The organism is Sivoneniella epilithica UHCC 1019 (genome assembly GCF_040830845.1).
In the GTDB taxonomy this organism is placed as follows: Bacteria; Cyanobacteriota; Cyanobacteriia; order Leptolyngbyales; family Leptolyngbyaceae; genus ULC077BIN1.
In genome coordinates this window covers 130,540-145,629 of record NZ_JBFPDP010000001.1, presented here as the reverse complement: position 1 = coordinate 145,629, position 15,090 = coordinate 130,540, and the positions used below count along the sequence as shown (strand labels likewise).

The window sequence follows — 15,090 nt, the reverse complement described above, 5'->3', positions numbered from 1 at the left end:
ATTGGCTAGGCTACTTTGAACTTCAATTATCCTGAAATCATGACAATACTCTGTTAGGGGATCGCTTTCAAAGCACTCTCTATCCTATCGTAAACTGGAAGTCCGAACAGTCTTTGGGAACAGGCATGTTATAGCAGGACAACTGCTACCTGTTTACTCATCATCTCCATATTCACTCCTTAGAGATAGGTGTCGTATCGTTTATGCTTCGATTTGTGAAACGATCCCTACAGGAATCTCGCCGTTCTAATCAATTCGCTGCTGAGTCAACTGCCCGATTTCGCAAATTTAGCCTCAGTGCCATGATGTTAGGAGGGTTGGGATTGCTGGGCGTTTTGGCAACAGGATTGGAGTGGAACCGATCGCAACGATGGGAGCAGCAAGTTCAAGTCCTGTTTTTTGAACTACGGGGAACTGTATCGCCACCACCACAGATTGTGATTGTGGCGATCGATGATGCGTCTTTATCGGCTGCTGAAACCTATGGAGATGATGCCAAAAATCAGCAGCTTGTGCGCCTGTTGAGCGGTGGATTTCCGTGGCGGCGTGAGGCATATGCTAAGGCGATTGACTATTTGATGCAGGCAGGGGCGCGATCGGTGTCTATCGATTTACTATTTGATTCCCAAAGTCGATTTGGAGCGGTAGATGACGATCTGTTTCGTCAAGCGCTCTTGCGATATCCGGGGAAAGTCACGTTAGCCGCTTTCTATACGGATGCCGTGCCAGGAGCCTTAGATTTTGTTCAGCCGACCCAAGCGCTCCTTAATCCTTCAGTCCAGCTGGGGTTGGTAAACTTTTTAAATCCCGAAGCAGATGGATTGGTACGGCGGTTAGGCAGTGCCTATCAATCGCAGGTGATTCGTCCGTTAAATCTCCAGAGTGTGCCTTCCTTTGCAGAGGCAACGCTGCAAGCGGCTAAATCAGCATATCCCGCTCCCAAAGGCGATCGCATCTATTTCTACGGTGAGACTCATACCATCCCCCATATCTCATTTTGGCGATTGCTCGCGACCGACTGGCAGCAGGTGTTCCGTCAAGATCAAACGTTTCGGAACAAAATTGTGTTGATTGGCACAGCCGGAAATGTGTCTGAACAGGATTTGTTTCGTACCCCTTTTGACGATCGCCTGCCCGGTGTGGAGCTTCATGCCAACGCGATCGCGACCTTGCTGGAAGGACGGGCGATCGCCGAAGTTTTTCCCAATCCTTGGGCAGGGGCGGCACTGGTTGCTGGGTTGACGATTGGGTTAGGGGTGATTCTGCTGCGCCTGACTCAGCGCCCGGTTTGGCAATTATTGGTAGGCTGTGGAGTAGCAATCTCGTGGGTTGGGTTTGCATATCTAGCGTTCACCTATGGCTATTGGATTGTGCCAATCGCTGTCCCCTTTGCTGTGATGGTGCTGAGTGCTTTTTCGACCTTCACGATTGGGTTCGTCAGCGATCGCCTGGAAACATTGCGCTTACGCCGAACGCTAGAGCGATATATCGCTGCACCCGTTGTGCGAGAAATCTTGAGACGACCCGAAGCGATGGCGGCTGGAAAAACTCTGAATGCAGCAGTCTTGTTTGCCGACATTCGCGGTTTTACTAGCCTGTCCTACAAACTGCCGCCAGAGCAGTTGATCGCCCAACTGAACCGATATTTCAACGTCATGGTAGAGGTGATTTTGCAGGAAGGCGGCACCGTCGATAAGTTTATCGGCGATGCAGTCATGGCAGAGTTTGGCTTCCCGGTGCCCCAAGGAGAACACCAAGATGCTTTAAATGCAGTTCGGGCGGCGTTGGGGATGCGGCGGGCGCTGGCAGATCTGCGATCGCAGTTTCATCAAGAGGGACTCGTTCCCTTCTTCAATGGTATTGGCATCAGCTATGGCACCGTGATTGCTGGAGACTTAGGGGCACTAGAGCGGCGCGAATATGGCGTAATTGGTGATACGGTGAATGTTGCCAGCCGAGTAGAAGGACTGACCAAACAACTGGGAACCGATATTTTAGTGACTGAATCTATTTATCAACTGGTGGCAGAAAAAGTAGATGGCATTGACTTGGGCGAACATCAACTCCGGGGGCGAGATGAACCCCTACGGTTATTTGGCATCATTGGATTGAAGGGCGATGACAGTATGCTGTACCAGCAGGTAGCAGAAGAGATCCGCAACTATTTACACCCGTAGATATCGGGTCAGCAGGATCAGGTCAGCACTATTTGATTAGCAAGCAGTGATTAGCGATCGCGAATCCGCCCAATCGACAAACTGCCAGGATAGATCTGACCCGGTTTAGGTTCTTCAAACCCTACATTAAACACCTCAATTCGGACTGCTTGACCAGTTTGGCTCACCGAAGTACCAGGAATAGTCAAGGTTTGAACAGTATTTAAAATGACAGTGCCAGTCGCATTGTTGCCACTCAAACCCAACGAACTAACAACGCCGCTAAACTCCCCGATCGCAAGGGTTCGATTGCCAAAGTTTACCGAGATAGGAATCTGAAGGGTCGTTCCGGTCGGTGTAAAGGTTCCGGTATTTTGATTGAGTGTATTGCGAACAAAAGTGCCGAATACTGGATCGCCCGCAAAATCGATAGATTCCCGACCTTTCTGAGGCTCAAAATCTCGATTGAAACTATCTCCACCTCCGATCGCTTCTTGCAAAAAAGTATCGGTAAAGCCGCGCTCACGTCGGGCGATCGCAATCTTCTGTAAATCCGGCAAGGTTTGTTGAAATCCTTCTAGCAATGGTGCAGCCAGTTTATTTAACTGATCTTGAGGGACTTGAAAAGCAGCGCCAACATCGCCGTTAATCGCGGTATCCACAGCTTGTCCGGCTGTCAGCACGACCCGTTGAGTGTCAGGTCGTTCAGGATTAGAAACCTCGATCGCCCCTTCCAAAACCGTGATTCGCCCCTGTCCGCTATCTTCCAATTCCATAATGTAAACGGTGCCTCGCGTTGCCGCCACCACCGAGCGCAAACAGCCCCGATTGCCTGCCGTTGACCCTGCCACCAAAACCTGACCTCGGTTGAGCCGGATACAACCGCCCCCTACCACAACTGATGAGTTGCGCCCCAGCCGAATTCCTGCTCCCACATTGAAGCGCAGTCCTGCCCGTGCCTGTTGAGTTCGCACCTGTTCACCCAGATTTGCCACTTGGTTAACACTAGCTTTGCGGTCTTGAATAAAAACCTGATCGCCATCCAGAATTTCGACGAGCGTTGCCTGTTTAATCTGCTGAGCGTAAACGGGACTAGCTGCGATCGCCGCCAAACTAATCAAACTTAGACCAATCAGGCGTAAAGGAATGCAGAATTTTAGAATAGACAGCATAGCGGCTTCAGGAAAATGGTTAAAAGTTGAAAGTTGCTCGAATCGTGCCGATGAAGATATCGTTATTGCGGCTGATATGCCCTGGATTGGTGACGTAGAAAAACCCTGGACTGACGGAGATTTGATCGGTGAGGCGGAATCGATAAAACGATTCAAAGTGAAAGGAATTGCCCTCATCCACCCGCTCGACTAGCACACCCGCTTGCAATTTGGGAGGTTGTCCAATCATGATAGCCAGTTGATCCCCTTTGCGTCCAAACGGATCATCGACACCGAGAGAAAACAGGTACGTCGTGGAGAGAGTGACCGCCCCAAAATCGTCTATATCGATATTGCGATCGAAAATGGCTTGAAACACTTTGCCAAACGTGCCATCCGTCAACACTGCGCCGCCCCAAAAACCCAACGTTAACTTGCGAGACAAACGCCAGCGTAAGGAAGCAGCCAATGCATGAATCGTTGCGGGTTCATTGAAGCCACCGGAAAGATCAGCGTTGGCGCTGCCTGTGAAGGTGTCGAGTCGTCCATCAGCCGAAAACGAATTGACATAAGCGAACCCTAAAGTGACGTTGCGGTTAGGACGATGGAGAAACTGTAAGCCAAACGCTTGATGACCGGAGCCGAATACGCCTTGCTCTGGGCGATTGGCAGTCCGTGCGCCATAGGCACCCTGCAACCGCCAGCGATCGGAGATTAACCAATCAAACCCAACGCCTGCATCTAAATTACCGATTCGGAAGACCGGGTTGAGTGAAGCAAAGCGAGACACTGCACCAGTACCGCTATCCAAGTAGGAACTATTGGGGCTGAGAACGCTGTAAAGGCTGAAACCAAAGGGTTGCACCGTTAGCACTAAGCGATCGCCTACGGCAAAGCGGTAATCTAAGGAACTTAATTCAAAGCGGCTGTTCAAATCTGCCTGATAGGACAACAGCGCCATGTAAGTGTTAAGCGATTCAAACCCTGCAAATCCCTCGTTGCCAAAGTTTGCAGCCGTAAAGCCAACCCGCAATAGGTCGCGTCCTGTGAAAGAAGACGTTAATTGCAACTGCAACAGATTGGTGAATACCGTGTTGGTTTCGCCTTGTCCGGGTGGATCGCCGCCTGTAGCAGTTGCCAATCCAAACACCGCTTGTCCACGCAGCACTGCGGTGGTAGAGAATTGCTGTTTCTCTAACTGAGTCGTGCGAACATCTAGTGTTTCCACTCGTCCTCGGAGGGTGGCAAGTTCAGCGGCAAAGTCCTCTTGCAGTCGCTTGAGGGTGTCTAGGTCTGCTTGGGTGACGCGACCAGGCGATGCTGTCGCTGCTAATAACTCCTCTACCTTGGTCAGGCAAGCACTCAACCCAGCGGCAAATTCATAGCGGGTCAATGCCCGATTGCCGCGAAAGGTTTTATCTGGATAGCCAACAATGCAACCATAGCGTTCGACTAAGGACTGCAACGCCTGAAAGGCCCAATCCGTTGGTCGCACATCATTTAGCTGAGACACGGACGTAAACTGCTCAACATCCTCGGTATTCTCGGTTGCCTCCAATTCCAAAGTGACTAGATCAGGTTTGGGATGACGGGACGGATCACCTAACTGAGCAATTTGAGAATCGACTGATGTTGTGGAAGATGGCGACACTGCTTCTAATGAGGCAGGAGAACTGACAAGCAGTGATCCAGAAATCAATAGTGAAAGCATAAGGGGGAAAGTTAGAGAGTTTAGACAAACTCAAAACTATTGCTGCAACCCTGCTGATTCGATCATGCAGTAAATGCGATCGCTATCAGAATATTTTGCCTTTGAAGAGATGTGTCTGAACTTTCCTAAAAATTCACAATTCGTCTAAATTATCTGCCCTAAAGTAGACCGCGATTACTACAAAGGGCAACCATGGGGTTATTTGAAGGGGCGATCGCTAGGATAAAATCGCTAGCATAAAAGTTTCAAACAGCGAATTTTTGGGTTTGACTCAGCCCAAAGCTTATCAAAAACTGATAGACGATTATAAAACGGGATCGACGAGGCTCGAACTCGCAACTTCCGCCGTGACAGGGCGGTGCTCTAACCAATTGAACTACGATCCCACGCAGTTCCTTTTTAAGGGCGCTTCTTATTGTGTCAATTGTCAGCCTGTTTGTCAAACATTCGACGATTTTTTTTCAGATTTGCTCAATGGGGGGCGATCGCGGTTTTCGCCCTCATGTATTCACTCTATCCATTAAATGCTCGGATATCGCCGTAATGGTTGATTGCATACTGCACTTGTAGCAGCAAGCGCACATTTTCGTCTGGGGGACTGGCTTTATGAAAACAGCAGGGGTCTTCTGCAAACCCAAAGCCTGCTTCTCCACAAAACGTGATCACATTCTCGCTACCATACTGAGCAATCAGTTGTTGATCAGGAATTGCTGCACACCGCTGTCCTAAAAGTTGATGAAGTAGGGTTTTATATCGGTGAGTGCCAGCGATGCATACATGAGGACCACCAGAAGCATCAACCGCATTGATATAGAAGAAGAACTTAATAGAGCGGTAGTCATCTAGATCATAGTGAAATACTTGAGCTTGGTTGGTTTGCTCTTTTAAGGTTGATGGGGCTGGAAAACTCCATAACAATTCACTGCCAATGCATATAGGGCTTGCGCCTAAAAACTTTGCCGCGATCGCTAACAGTTTCGGATCATGGATCACTTGGTTAACAGCAGCACAGTCTTGGGTGGGATAACTGCACACCATAAACTGTTTTCCTAGCTTTGCCTCAACTGCTGGCTTATCTGCAAGGCAAAACCGTAGAGTAGGCTCGCGATCGCCCAAGCCAAGGGCAGTCTGTGCATAATCTAAAATCTCCTGTACTCGATCCGCAGACAACTCAATCCCAGAATAATAGCCATTTTCATGAATGGCTGTAACCACTGCATCGATATCAATAGGCTGAATATTTGAGCAATCGACAGGTCGAATTTCGTAGGATTTTCCAGTAATTTGATAGAACCAAGCCATTAAATCGCGTAATATTTCAATCCGGCTAATTTTTCGCATGATAAATAGCTTGGGATTATGCCGAATATAGTAATAGCTACTATGGCAATACTTTGATAGCTGCGATAAAAATTGCTCTGAAAAAATTCGTTCCCAGACAGTTTTTATTTGACGGTATGACAAGCCAACCATAGTTAGAATCCTTTTCTGGGAATTTTTGAGAAAGTACGCAGCAAAAAGCTGCATCTAGATATAGGCATCCAGATCTTTATTGGACAATGTATTTGCGTATTACAATGGTTGCTTCGAGCCTAGAAAGATGTATGTAGAAACTTGAAAATAGCTGCATTAGATAGTTTCAAGCGATTCAAACTAAGTAAATCTTGTTGCTTCAAATAGCAGATAGCAATCTATAAAATAGATGGGACAATAGGACTAGAAAAATTGAAAAATCTATTTAGAAAAAGTAGTTTAGATTTTCAACTAAACTATTAATCCTATTTTCTAGACAATGAACCCTATTTTTTGGTGATGCAAATAACAGAATTAATACACCAAAATCACTTAATTATTTTTAGCCGATAAATTAGCAATCGGCTATAGCTTTCTGTTCGCTTTATTATTCTTTTGTGTAAAGTAGTAATGCGTTAAAGAATCTATGAAGTTTTACTAAACTATCCTCTAAAGTTGATATGAAGTTTAAGTAAATGCTTTTGAGATACGGATGAGGATCTCACTTTATGCTACGGTTCCATCCAGAATTAATCTCTAAATCCATAACTATGATCATTCGAGATGCGATAGAGGCAGATTTACGGGCGATCGTTGAAATTTATAACTCCACAATTTCCTGCCGCTTAGTGACTGCCGACATGGAGGATATCTCTGTAGAAAGTCGCCTATCCTGGTTTCACAGTCATACTCCCAATCATCGTCCGCTGTGGGTCGTTGATCCAAGCGTTGAACAAGAAATGGCGTGCAACTTTTTGACCGAGGGTATTCGCTGTGACATTGCGGGATGGTTAGGCTTTCAATCTTTTTACTCGGCGCGTAAAGCCTACGATAAAACGGCTGAACTGAGTATCTATATTTCTCCAAATTATCGGCGGCAGGGAATTGGACGAATTTTGCTGCAAACGGCGATCGCCCGTAGTCCTGCTTTAGGCATCAAAAATCTGGTGGGCTGCATTTTTGCCAACAACGAACCTAGCCTAAAACTATTCAAACAGTTTGGATTTGAGCAGTGGGGCTATCTTCCCGCGATCGCCGAGTTTGAATCCGGCACCAATGACCTGGTAATCGTAGGGCGACACTTGGGCAATTAAGCACCAAAATCATCGGTTTCAGGAATACCGCTGTAAGCCTCCATGCCATGTTCCGTAATATCTAGCCCAATTTGTTCGGCAGTGGGGGTGACTCGTAAACCAATGGTCACTTTCAACACCAGCCATACTAGGACACAAAACGCCACGGTAAATGCCGCTACCGACACGATACCAATCAGTTGAAGCACTAGCTGTTGAAGACCACCGCCGAGCAACAACCCGGCGAAAGGACCGGTTCCATCGCCATACCAGGGATAGATATTGGGTCCAACGCTCAATAGTCCAACTGCTAAGGTGCCCCAAATGCCACCCACTAAATGAACTGAAATGGCTCCTACTGGATCATCAATTTGCCAACTGTCGATAAACGTTACCGCAAACACCACGATAATCCCAGCAACTAGCCCAATTAATAGCGAACTGCTCGGAGATACAAAGGCACAGGAGGCTGTGATCCCGACTAAACCTGCCAAAATTCCGTTAATGATCATGGAGAGGTCGGGTTTGCCTAAATAAAGCCATGCGGTGATGGTGGCACCCAATCCTCCCATTGCAGCGGAAAAGTTGGTGGTTAGCAAAATGTGTCCAATTTCACGCGGATTTAGGGTAAGCGTGGAACCAGGATTAAAGCCAAACCAGCCTAGCCATAGAACCAAACAGCCAAGGGTTGAAATGGCAAGGTTATGCCCTGGCATAGCAACCCCCATACCGTTTTTATATCGCCCCAATCGGGGACCCAGCATCAGCGCCCCGATTAATCCCGCCCAACCACCAACGGAATGCACCACGGTGGAGCCTGCAAAATCCCAAAATCCTAGTTTTTGTAGCCAGCCGCCGCCCCAGATCCAGTGTCCGGTGATGGGGTAGGAAAAACCGACGAGAAACAGGCTGAAAATAAAAAAGGTGAGGAATTTGATGCGTTCAGCGATCGCGCCAGAGACAATCGTGGCAGCAGTTCCGGCAAATACTAGTTGAAAGAAAAACTTGACCTCTAATGGAATACCTGCCCAGTTCAGCGAGTGAAAGATGCCGCTGTAAGCTTCTCCGGTTGCCGGACTATTATCTGCACCCGTTAAAAAGAAGCCGTTGAGTCCAATCCAGGGCGCGCCATCTCCAAACATGATGGCAAACCCCATTGCCCAGTAGGCGATTGTGGATAGGGCAAACACAATCAGATTCTTTGCCAACAGATTGACAGCATTTTTGCGGCGGCAAAAGCCCGTTTCCAACATGCAAAACCCAGCATTCATAAAAAATACTAGAGTGCCTGTAAATACAACCCAGAGAGTATCGATCGCTACTCTCATATCGAATATCGACTCAGTAGAACCGGGTTGTGCTGCAACGACTGTGGTGGTCAAGATAAACAGGAGAGCGATCGCCAGCGGGAAACTCAGGCGAGAAACCCATTTGCGTCTCCTTAAAACAATTCTGGGTTTTGCGGTGGGCTGTTTCACGATCTCTGGCTCCTCCTATTCAACATGCGGATACTCACTCGCTCAGTAGTTCATAGTTTCATTAGACAGATAGCTGAAGATGCATCATAGGATACCGACGACTCCTCGCCTATCTGCCTAGACTTTGGGTGAAGAGTGCAACTAATCATTTACAGTAATTTTTTTGCAGAGGTTTCACTCTTGTTTCAAATGATGCTCGTATCGCTGTCGATCCAATGGCTGATTCGCAGAAACTTGTTTTGATGGTTCAGGCATCCCGGCTGCAAGGGTTGATCTGGCAGTCGGTGTTAAAGTCGCAGCAGGTTTCTGTAATTTGGGAGTCGCCCGATACCAACCTGACTGAAAATCTAGATCAACTGAAAGCGGCTGGCTTGATTCTGCCGGATTTGTTGCTGATCGATATGCGATCGCCCAACTTTAACCCCTATGCCTTTTGCCGTTGGTGTCGCGAACAATATCCGGGAATGAAAATTGTTTTGACCAACGATGTCCAAGAAGGAATTTCCCTTTCAGAGCGACAGTGGGCAGTGAACCAAGGCGCATCCGATTTGCTGCCTGGGTTTCGCCGCGCCAATTTAGTCAGCGGAGTCGCATCCTCCGTCAAGCGGGTTCTGGAAATTTTGGACAATCATCCATTCAATAATGGCGCGTTAATTGCTGTTTTATTGACGATGAAGCGTGAACTAGATTCCCGTGCCCATGCCAAATCTAGTTTGCAAAACGGGGCAACTTCTGTGAAACCCGTTTCTGACAAATCTGCTTATTCTTCGTTAGATGACCCGCTTGAAGCGATACCCAATGACACTTTACAGCCTTGCGATCAGGAGTCTAGCGATCGCTCAGCGGATCTATCTCGCAATGGCAACCAGGCGGATGACAGCAGCATGGAACCTGAAGTGCCCCCCGTTATCCTAAATGACCCTTTGAATCCAAGAACCGTTTCCCGCAAAAAGCGGCGGTATCGCGGATTATTTTACTAATATTGTTTGGCTCTGCGATCGCGCTACTTTAGCAAATAGAGTGCAAAGGATATAGAGTGCGAAGGACATAGCGCGTGGCGAGATCAGCATCATGATGTTAACAGAACAGTTTTTTTCCCAGCTACCAGCAGATGACTTGGTGGCACTGCGACGCACGGATGCGCTCTGGCGATCGCTGCGCTTAGGGACTTTACCCATACCTACTGTCGTGCAGGAAAGTGTAGAACCATTAGAGACTATCGATTGGGATATAGTCATTTGTGGCGGCACCTTGGGCATTTTGATTGGGGCAGCTTTGGCGCAACGGGGTTGGCGGGTGGTGGTGCTGGAGCGGGGCAATTTGTGCGGACGGGATCAAGAATGGAATATTTCTCGCCGGGAATTGGATGAGTTTGTATCGTTGGGCTTATTGACCCCTGCTGAACTGGAGCAGGCGATCGCCACAGACTATAACCCAGCGAGAATCAGCTTTCTTGGCGGGGATGAGGTTTGGGTCAAGGATGTGCTTAACATTGGCATTGATCCGGTTTACTTGCTCGAAACTTTGAAGCAAAAATTTCTGCAAGCTGGCGGAAAATTGGTTGAGCAAACGCCCTTTGTTGGAGCGATCGTGCATCCCAATGGCGCGATCGTTCAGGCAGGAAACCATCAATTTTCAACGCGGCTTGTGCTAGATGCCATGGGGCATTTTTCGCCGATTGTGCAGCAGGCACGACAGGGCAAAACTCCGGATGCCGTTTGTTTAGTTGTTGGCAGTTGTGCCACAGGCTTTCCCGCCAACGAAACGGGCGACTTGCTCGTCTCCTTTACGCCGATTCAAAATCAGTGTCAGTATTTTTGGGAAGCGTTTCCGGCGCGAGATGGCAGAACAACGTACCTGTTTACCTATATGGATGCCCACCGCGATCGCCCCAGTCTAGAAGCCCTGTTTGAAGAGTATCTCCGCCTGATGCCTAGCTATCAAAGCGTAAAATTGTCGCAAATTCAGCCCAAACGCGCCCTATTTGGCTTTTTTCCGTGTTATCGCAACAGCCCCCTGAAACCCAGTTGGGATCGAATTTTGCCAATCGGCGATAGCAGCGGCAGCCAGTCGCCGCTCAGCTTTGGTGGTTTTGGAGCGATGGTGCGCCATTTGCAGCGCTTAACCCATGGCATTGATCAGGCATTGCAGGCAGATGTGTGCGATCGCCGTGCCCTTTCCTTGCTCCAGCCCTACCAGCCCAATCTCTCCGTCACCTGGCTATTTCAGCGCACCATGAGTGTCTGCATGAATCAAAAAATTGCGCCCAATCAGATCAATGACACCTTATCCAGCGTATTTCAGGGCATGGCAACCCTCGGCGATCCAGTACTCAAGCCATTTCTGCAAGATGTCGTGCAGTTTCCCTCTCTTTTCCAAATCCTAACTAAAACCGCCCTAAACCGCCCTAACATCGTCGCCAGCGTCATTCCCCAAGTTGGCATTCCTGCTCTCGCAGCGTGGATGCGGCACTACGTCACATTAGCAACCTACGCCGCCCTCCATCCTCTTAGCCAGCCCCTGATTTCTCCCTGGCTACCCACTCTTTCACCGACTGCGCGCTACTATAGTCAGCGATGGCTGGATGCATTTAAATATGGTTCTGGCAATGATTATGACGAATGACGAATGACGAATGACGGATGGCGAATGACGAATGGCGAGCGGAAATACAAAGTGTTGAGGAGGTTTTGAGTTTTGAGTTTTGAGTTTTGAGTGCTAACGACTAATGGCTAAGAAGGATCGGGATAGTGATGGATCTAGTAGGGCGGCGGTTGTTTGGGCAAGAGATTCGACAGCCAGATGAGGCGATTAATTTGGAGCGGGCAGCGCTGTATATTGCTCTAGAAGAATATCCTGACTTAGATGTAGATGCTTACATAAATGCGTTGGATGAAATGGCAGCAGCGGTAAAAGAGCGAATGCCAGCGGAATGGTATCCACTGAAAATATTGAAAACCATTCAGCAGTATTTATATGAAGACTTGGGCTATTCTGGGAATCGCACGGAATATTATGATCCGCGCAACAGCTTTTTGAATGAGGTGATCGATCGCCGTACCGGTATCCCCATTACACTATCCATGGTTTATCTTGCGATCGCCCGTCGCATCAACTTTCCCATGGTTGGCATCAATCTACCGGGGCACTTCATCATTCGCCCGATCGCCGAGGATATGGAGATTTTTGTCGATCCGTTTCATGGCGGCGACATTTTATTTTTGCAAGATTGCGAAGATTTATTGGTAAAAGTGTTCGATCGTCGCGTGGCACTCCAGCCCGAATACTTAGCCCCCGTCAGCAATCGACAACTCTTGGGACGCTTACTGACCAACCTGAAAGTTATCTATGTCAACCAGCGCAATTTCCCTAAAGCTGCCCAAGCCTGTGAACGAATTTTGCTATTGTTTCCCGATGCGCCCCTCGAACACCGCGATCGCGGTGTACTTTATTACCGCAGCGATCGCCTAGCCGAAGCTCGCCAAGACTTTGAACGCTACCTACAACTTTCTCCCCAAGCCGAAGATGCCCAAGTCATCCAAGAAATTTTGGACGAAATGACTGAATAAGAGGAATGGCAAGAGTCGAGGAGCGAGGGGCAAATAATATAAACAAACTCAAAACTCTCCTCACCCCCCTTCCTCACCCCTAATCCCTGTCAGATAGACTTCTTCTGCTACTTGCTTGATGCGTTGCAGTTGAGTTTGCATGTCTTGCTGCGTCCACTGGGCGGCGAAGGTATCGAAGCCGAACCGGATAATCGGGTTGGGAATCGTGAACTCAAAGCGGTTGACTAAGCGGGTGCCTTCTAGCTCAGGATTGCACTCCCAGCGATCGCGTCCTGCAAAAAAGCCTTTAAACGCCCAAACGACTAAGCCCGGTTCTCGCTCCACAACTACATTTGTAAGGGTGGGATGCAGAATAGGAATTTGTACTACAAAGCGGCTCTGGCTACCGATTTCCGTAGACCAATCACCCACGGGTTCACACTGCAAAGCCGGGTTGAGCCAACGACGCATCAGTGCCAAGTCAGTAATACACCGCTCTACTGCCGTGGCGCTGGCATTCACCTGAATCGACTGTTCAAATACCTGCAAAGAAGCCATCCAAAATTAACACTGAAGTAAAAACTAGAAGAGCTATAAGAGTAGCCCATGTGATACAACGTTTGGCGAAAGTCCTGAAGTTGGTTGAAAATCATAAGGTCAATAGAATTTGTGTTTTATTGACCTTACGGCAGTCGGTGTTTCTCATTGACTGCCTTTCTCTACACAATTCGTTCAAACTCAAGTTGGTAAACCCCTCTCGGCATAGCAAATTTATCGTTGGGTTTCGGCGATCGCTGACTTTTGGTTTATCTTGCCCAGTAAATCACTTTCTTTTCGATATAGACAAAGAAGCCATAGAGAACCACGCCCAACACGCCCAGAATTAAAAGGGCAGAGAACGCCAGCGGCACATTAAAGTCAGAGGTCGCTTGAACAATTAAGTAGCCTAAACCGGCGTTGGAAGCAACAGATTCAGAAATCACGGCTCCAATGAAGGCAAAAGAAGCGGCGATTTTTAGTGAGGCAAAGATGTAAGGCAGGGTGTGTGGCCAACCCACTTTTTGAAAGGTTTCTACTTTGGATGCCCCTAAGGATGCCAGCACATCTTTCATTTCTGGTTCAACGGTGTCTAAGCCAAGGGCAACATTAACGGCGATCGGAAAGAATGCTAGCAAAAAGGCTGTTACGACTGCTGGAATTGCGTTCGCGCCAAACCAAATTGCCAGTAAGGGTACGATCGCCGCTTTGGGAATCGTATTAAACGCGACCAGCAAGGGATACAGCGTTAAATAGGCAACTCTAGAGTAGCCAATCATAAATCCCAAAATAACGCCGACGACAATGGCTAGGAAAAAACCTGCCAGCGTTGTCCATAGGGTACGCAAGGAGTTTGCGGCAAGCTGGGGAGCAAATTCGATCGTTGCCCGTAAGATATTTGAGGGAGCAGGCAAGTTGAAGGCTGGGATCTTGAAGATCAGAACCACTAACTCCCAGACAATAAACAACAGCACTGTTGCAATGAATGGCAGCACGAACCCTGCTGACTTTGATTTAAAAAACTTTTCCATGGTTTAAGTCAATGAATGGGGCTAAGCTCAGCATTCCACAATGCTGAATTAACTTAGTTGTGATGAATGTGGCTACGGATAGTGGAGAAATAGTGATTAAATTCCTCCGATACTTCCTGTTCTAAAGTTCGGGGGCGCGGCAAATCAATTTTCACTTCGTAGATAATGGTGCTAGGACGGGGACTCATGACAAATACGCGATCGGATAAAAACACCGCTTCTCTCAGATCGTGAGTAATTAAGATCGCCACACATTTGACCCGCATCCATAAGGCTTGCAGCATTGTCCACATTTCTTCCCGCGTGAAAGCATCCAATGCGCCAAATGGTTCATCGAGCAGCAAAATTTCGGGTTGGTGAATCAGCGATCGACATAAGGAAGCTCGTTGCCGCATTCCGCCCGATAGCTGCCAGGGATATTGCTTTTGAAAGTCTTGCAATCGCACCGTTGACAATAAATCTTGCGCCATCCGAATGAATTGCTCTTTCTTTTGCCCAAACTCATGCTTATAAGGTGGCACGATTTCCAACGGCAGCATGACATTGTTAATCGTGTTCCGCCAAGGCAGCATCACAGGATTTTGAAAGGCGATGCCTACATTCGTCAATGGTTTAGAAATCTTTTGCCCCCGATAGCGAATTGCGCCCAGTGGAGCCGGACTCAAGCCTGACACCATCCGAAGAATAGAGGTTTTGCCGCAACCGCTCGGACCCACAAATGAGACAAATTCACCCGGTTGAATATTAAGGTGAACGTCTTCAATAATGCGGCGCATGGAGCCTTCAAAGGGATATTCCAAGCCAACATGGTCAAATTCTAGTAAGGGAGAGCCGTCTGCTAAGGCTGAACGGGTTGAAACGGGATCAGTAATAGGGTGTGTCATAAGACAGTG

The 15,090-nt window shown here is 48.1% G+C and carries 12 protein-coding genes and 1 tRNA gene; 5 read left to right on the top strand and 8 right to left on the bottom strand.

The features are described from left to right. Positions 1-215 precede the first annotated feature (215 nt). Complete coding sequence (locus tag AB3R30_RS00655; RefSeq protein ID WP_458647202.1) at positions 216-2,177, top strand: CHASE2 domain-containing protein; 1,962 nt, start codon at positions 216-218, stop codon at positions 2,175-2,177. A gap of 50 nt (positions 2,178-2,227) precedes the next feature. Here the strand turns inward: AB3R30_RS00655 and AB3R30_RS00650 are convergent, their stop codons facing one another. The 4 genes from AB3R30_RS00650 to AB3R30_RS00635 all read right to left on the bottom strand — a co-directional run bounded on the left by AB3R30_RS00650 (position 2,228) and on the right by AB3R30_RS00635 (position 6,491). Beyond that, positions 2,228-3,328, bottom strand: a complete 1,101-nt coding sequence (locus AB3R30_RS00650; protein ID WP_458647201.1) for a FecR family protein — start codon at positions 3,326-3,328, stop codon at positions 2,228-2,230. A gap of 19 nt (positions 3,329-3,347) precedes the next feature. Then, complete coding sequence (locus tag AB3R30_RS00645) at positions 3,348-5,018, bottom strand: iron uptake porin (RefSeq protein ID WP_458647200.1); 1,671 nt, start codon at positions 5,016-5,018, stop codon at positions 3,348-3,350. Positions 5,019-5,330: 312 nt separating this feature from the next. Further along, a tRNA-Asp gene (locus AB3R30_RS00640) sits at positions 5,331-5,404 on the bottom strand. Between the two features lie 127 nt (positions 5,405-5,531). After that, on the bottom strand, positions 5,532-6,491 hold the full coding sequence (locus AB3R30_RS00635) for a hypothetical protein (protein WP_458647199.1): 960 nt from the start codon (positions 6,489-6,491) through the stop codon (positions 5,532-5,534). Between the two features lie 590 nt (positions 6,492-7,081). On the opposite strand from AB3R30_RS00635, the gene AB3R30_RS00630 reads away from it, so the two are divergent. Then, entirely contained in the window at positions 7,082-7,624 is a 543-nt protein-coding gene (locus AB3R30_RS00630; protein WP_458647198.1) for an N-acetyltransferase family protein, read from the top strand. On the opposite strand, the gene AB3R30_RS00625 is transcribed toward AB3R30_RS00630, so the two are convergent. Continuing rightward, the gene (locus AB3R30_RS00625; RefSeq protein WP_458647197.1) at positions 7,621-9,081 is read right to left on the bottom strand and encodes an ammonium transporter; all 1,461 of its coding nucleotides are present in this window, start codon (positions 9,079-9,081) and stop codon (positions 7,621-7,623) included. The two genes, AB3R30_RS00630 and AB3R30_RS00625, sit on opposite strands and share 4 nt — an antisense overlap. A 215-nt stretch (positions 9,082-9,296) precedes the next feature. On the opposite strand from AB3R30_RS00625, the gene AB3R30_RS00620 reads away from it, so the two are divergent. The 3 genes from AB3R30_RS00620 (at position 9,297) to AB3R30_RS00610 (ending at position 12,650) form a co-directional block, all read left to right on the top strand. Further along, a complete protein-coding gene (locus tag AB3R30_RS00620; RefSeq protein WP_458647196.1) occupies positions 9,297-10,061 on the top strand; it encodes a hypothetical protein in 765 nt (254 codons plus the stop codon). 91 nt (positions 10,062-10,152) lie between these two features. Further along, a complete protein-coding gene (locus tag AB3R30_RS00615) occupies positions 10,153-11,706 on the top strand; it encodes an NAD(P)/FAD-dependent oxidoreductase (protein ID WP_458647195.1) in 1,554 nt (517 codons plus the stop codon). Between the two features lie 128 nt (positions 11,707-11,834). Beyond that, positions 11,835-12,650, top strand: coding sequence for a SirB1 family protein (locus tag AB3R30_RS00610; RefSeq protein WP_458647370.1), 816 nt, complete (start codon positions 11,835-11,837; stop codon positions 12,648-12,650). A 60-nt stretch (positions 12,651-12,710) separates the two neighbouring features. Here AB3R30_RS00610 and AB3R30_RS00605 read toward each other — a convergent pair whose 3' ends face one another. From AB3R30_RS00605 to AB3R30_RS00595, 3 genes are all read right to left on the bottom strand, one after another. Then, entirely contained in the window at positions 12,711-13,187 is a 477-nt protein-coding gene (locus AB3R30_RS00605; RefSeq protein WP_458647194.1) for an SRPBCC family protein, read from the bottom strand. 248 nt (positions 13,188-13,435) lie between these two features. Further along, on the bottom strand, positions 13,436-14,161 hold the full coding sequence (locus AB3R30_RS00600) for an ABC transporter permease (RefSeq protein ID WP_458647193.1): 726 nt from the start codon (positions 14,159-14,161) through the stop codon (positions 13,436-13,438). A gap of 89 nt (positions 14,162-14,250) precedes the next feature. Continuing rightward, positions 14,251-15,081 carry an ABC transporter ATP-binding protein gene (locus AB3R30_RS00595; RefSeq protein WP_458647192.1) on the bottom strand — a complete coding sequence of 277 codons (831 nt, stop codon included), beginning with the start codon at positions 15,079-15,081 and terminating at the stop codon, positions 14,251-14,253. Between the last annotated feature and the right edge of the window lie 9 nt (positions 15,082-15,090).

What these genes read in the sequence shown, in the direction of transcription:
- AB3R30_RS00650 (WP_458647201.1), bottom strand. Translation starts at nt 3,328, where the DNA reads ATGCTGTCTATTCTAAAATTCTGCATTCCTTTACGCCTGATTGGTCTA.
- AB3R30_RS00645 (WP_458647200.1), bottom strand. Translation starts at nt 5,018, where the DNA reads ATGCTTTCACTATTGATTTCTGGATCACTGCTTGTCAGTTCTCCTGCC.
- AB3R30_RS00635 (WP_458647199.1), bottom strand. Translation starts at nt 6,491, where the DNA reads ATGGTTGGCTTGTCATACCGTCAAATAAAAACTGTCTGGGAACGAATT.
- AB3R30_RS00630 (WP_458647198.1), top strand. Translation starts at nt 7,082, where the DNA reads ATGATCATTCGAGATGCGATAGAGGCAGATTTACGGGCGATCGTTGAA.
- AB3R30_RS00620 (WP_458647196.1), top strand. Translation starts at nt 9,297, where the DNA reads ATGGCTGATTCGCAGAAACTTGTTTTGATGGTTCAGGCATCCCGGCTG.
- AB3R30_RS00615 (WP_458647195.1), top strand. Translation starts at nt 10,153, where the DNA reads ATGATGTTAACAGAACAGTTTTTTTCCCAGCTACCAGCAGATGACTTG.
- AB3R30_RS00610 (WP_458647370.1), top strand. Translation starts at nt 11,835, where the DNA reads ATGGATCTAGTAGGGCGGCGGTTGTTTGGGCAAGAGATTCGACAGCCA.
- AB3R30_RS00605 (WP_458647194.1), bottom strand. Translation starts at nt 13,187, where the DNA reads ATGGCTTCTTTGCAGGTATTTGAACAGTCGATTCAGGTGAATGCCAGC.
- AB3R30_RS00595 (WP_458647192.1), bottom strand. Translation starts at nt 15,081, where the DNA reads ATGACACACCCTATTACTGATCCCGTTTCAACCCGTTCAGCCTTAGCA.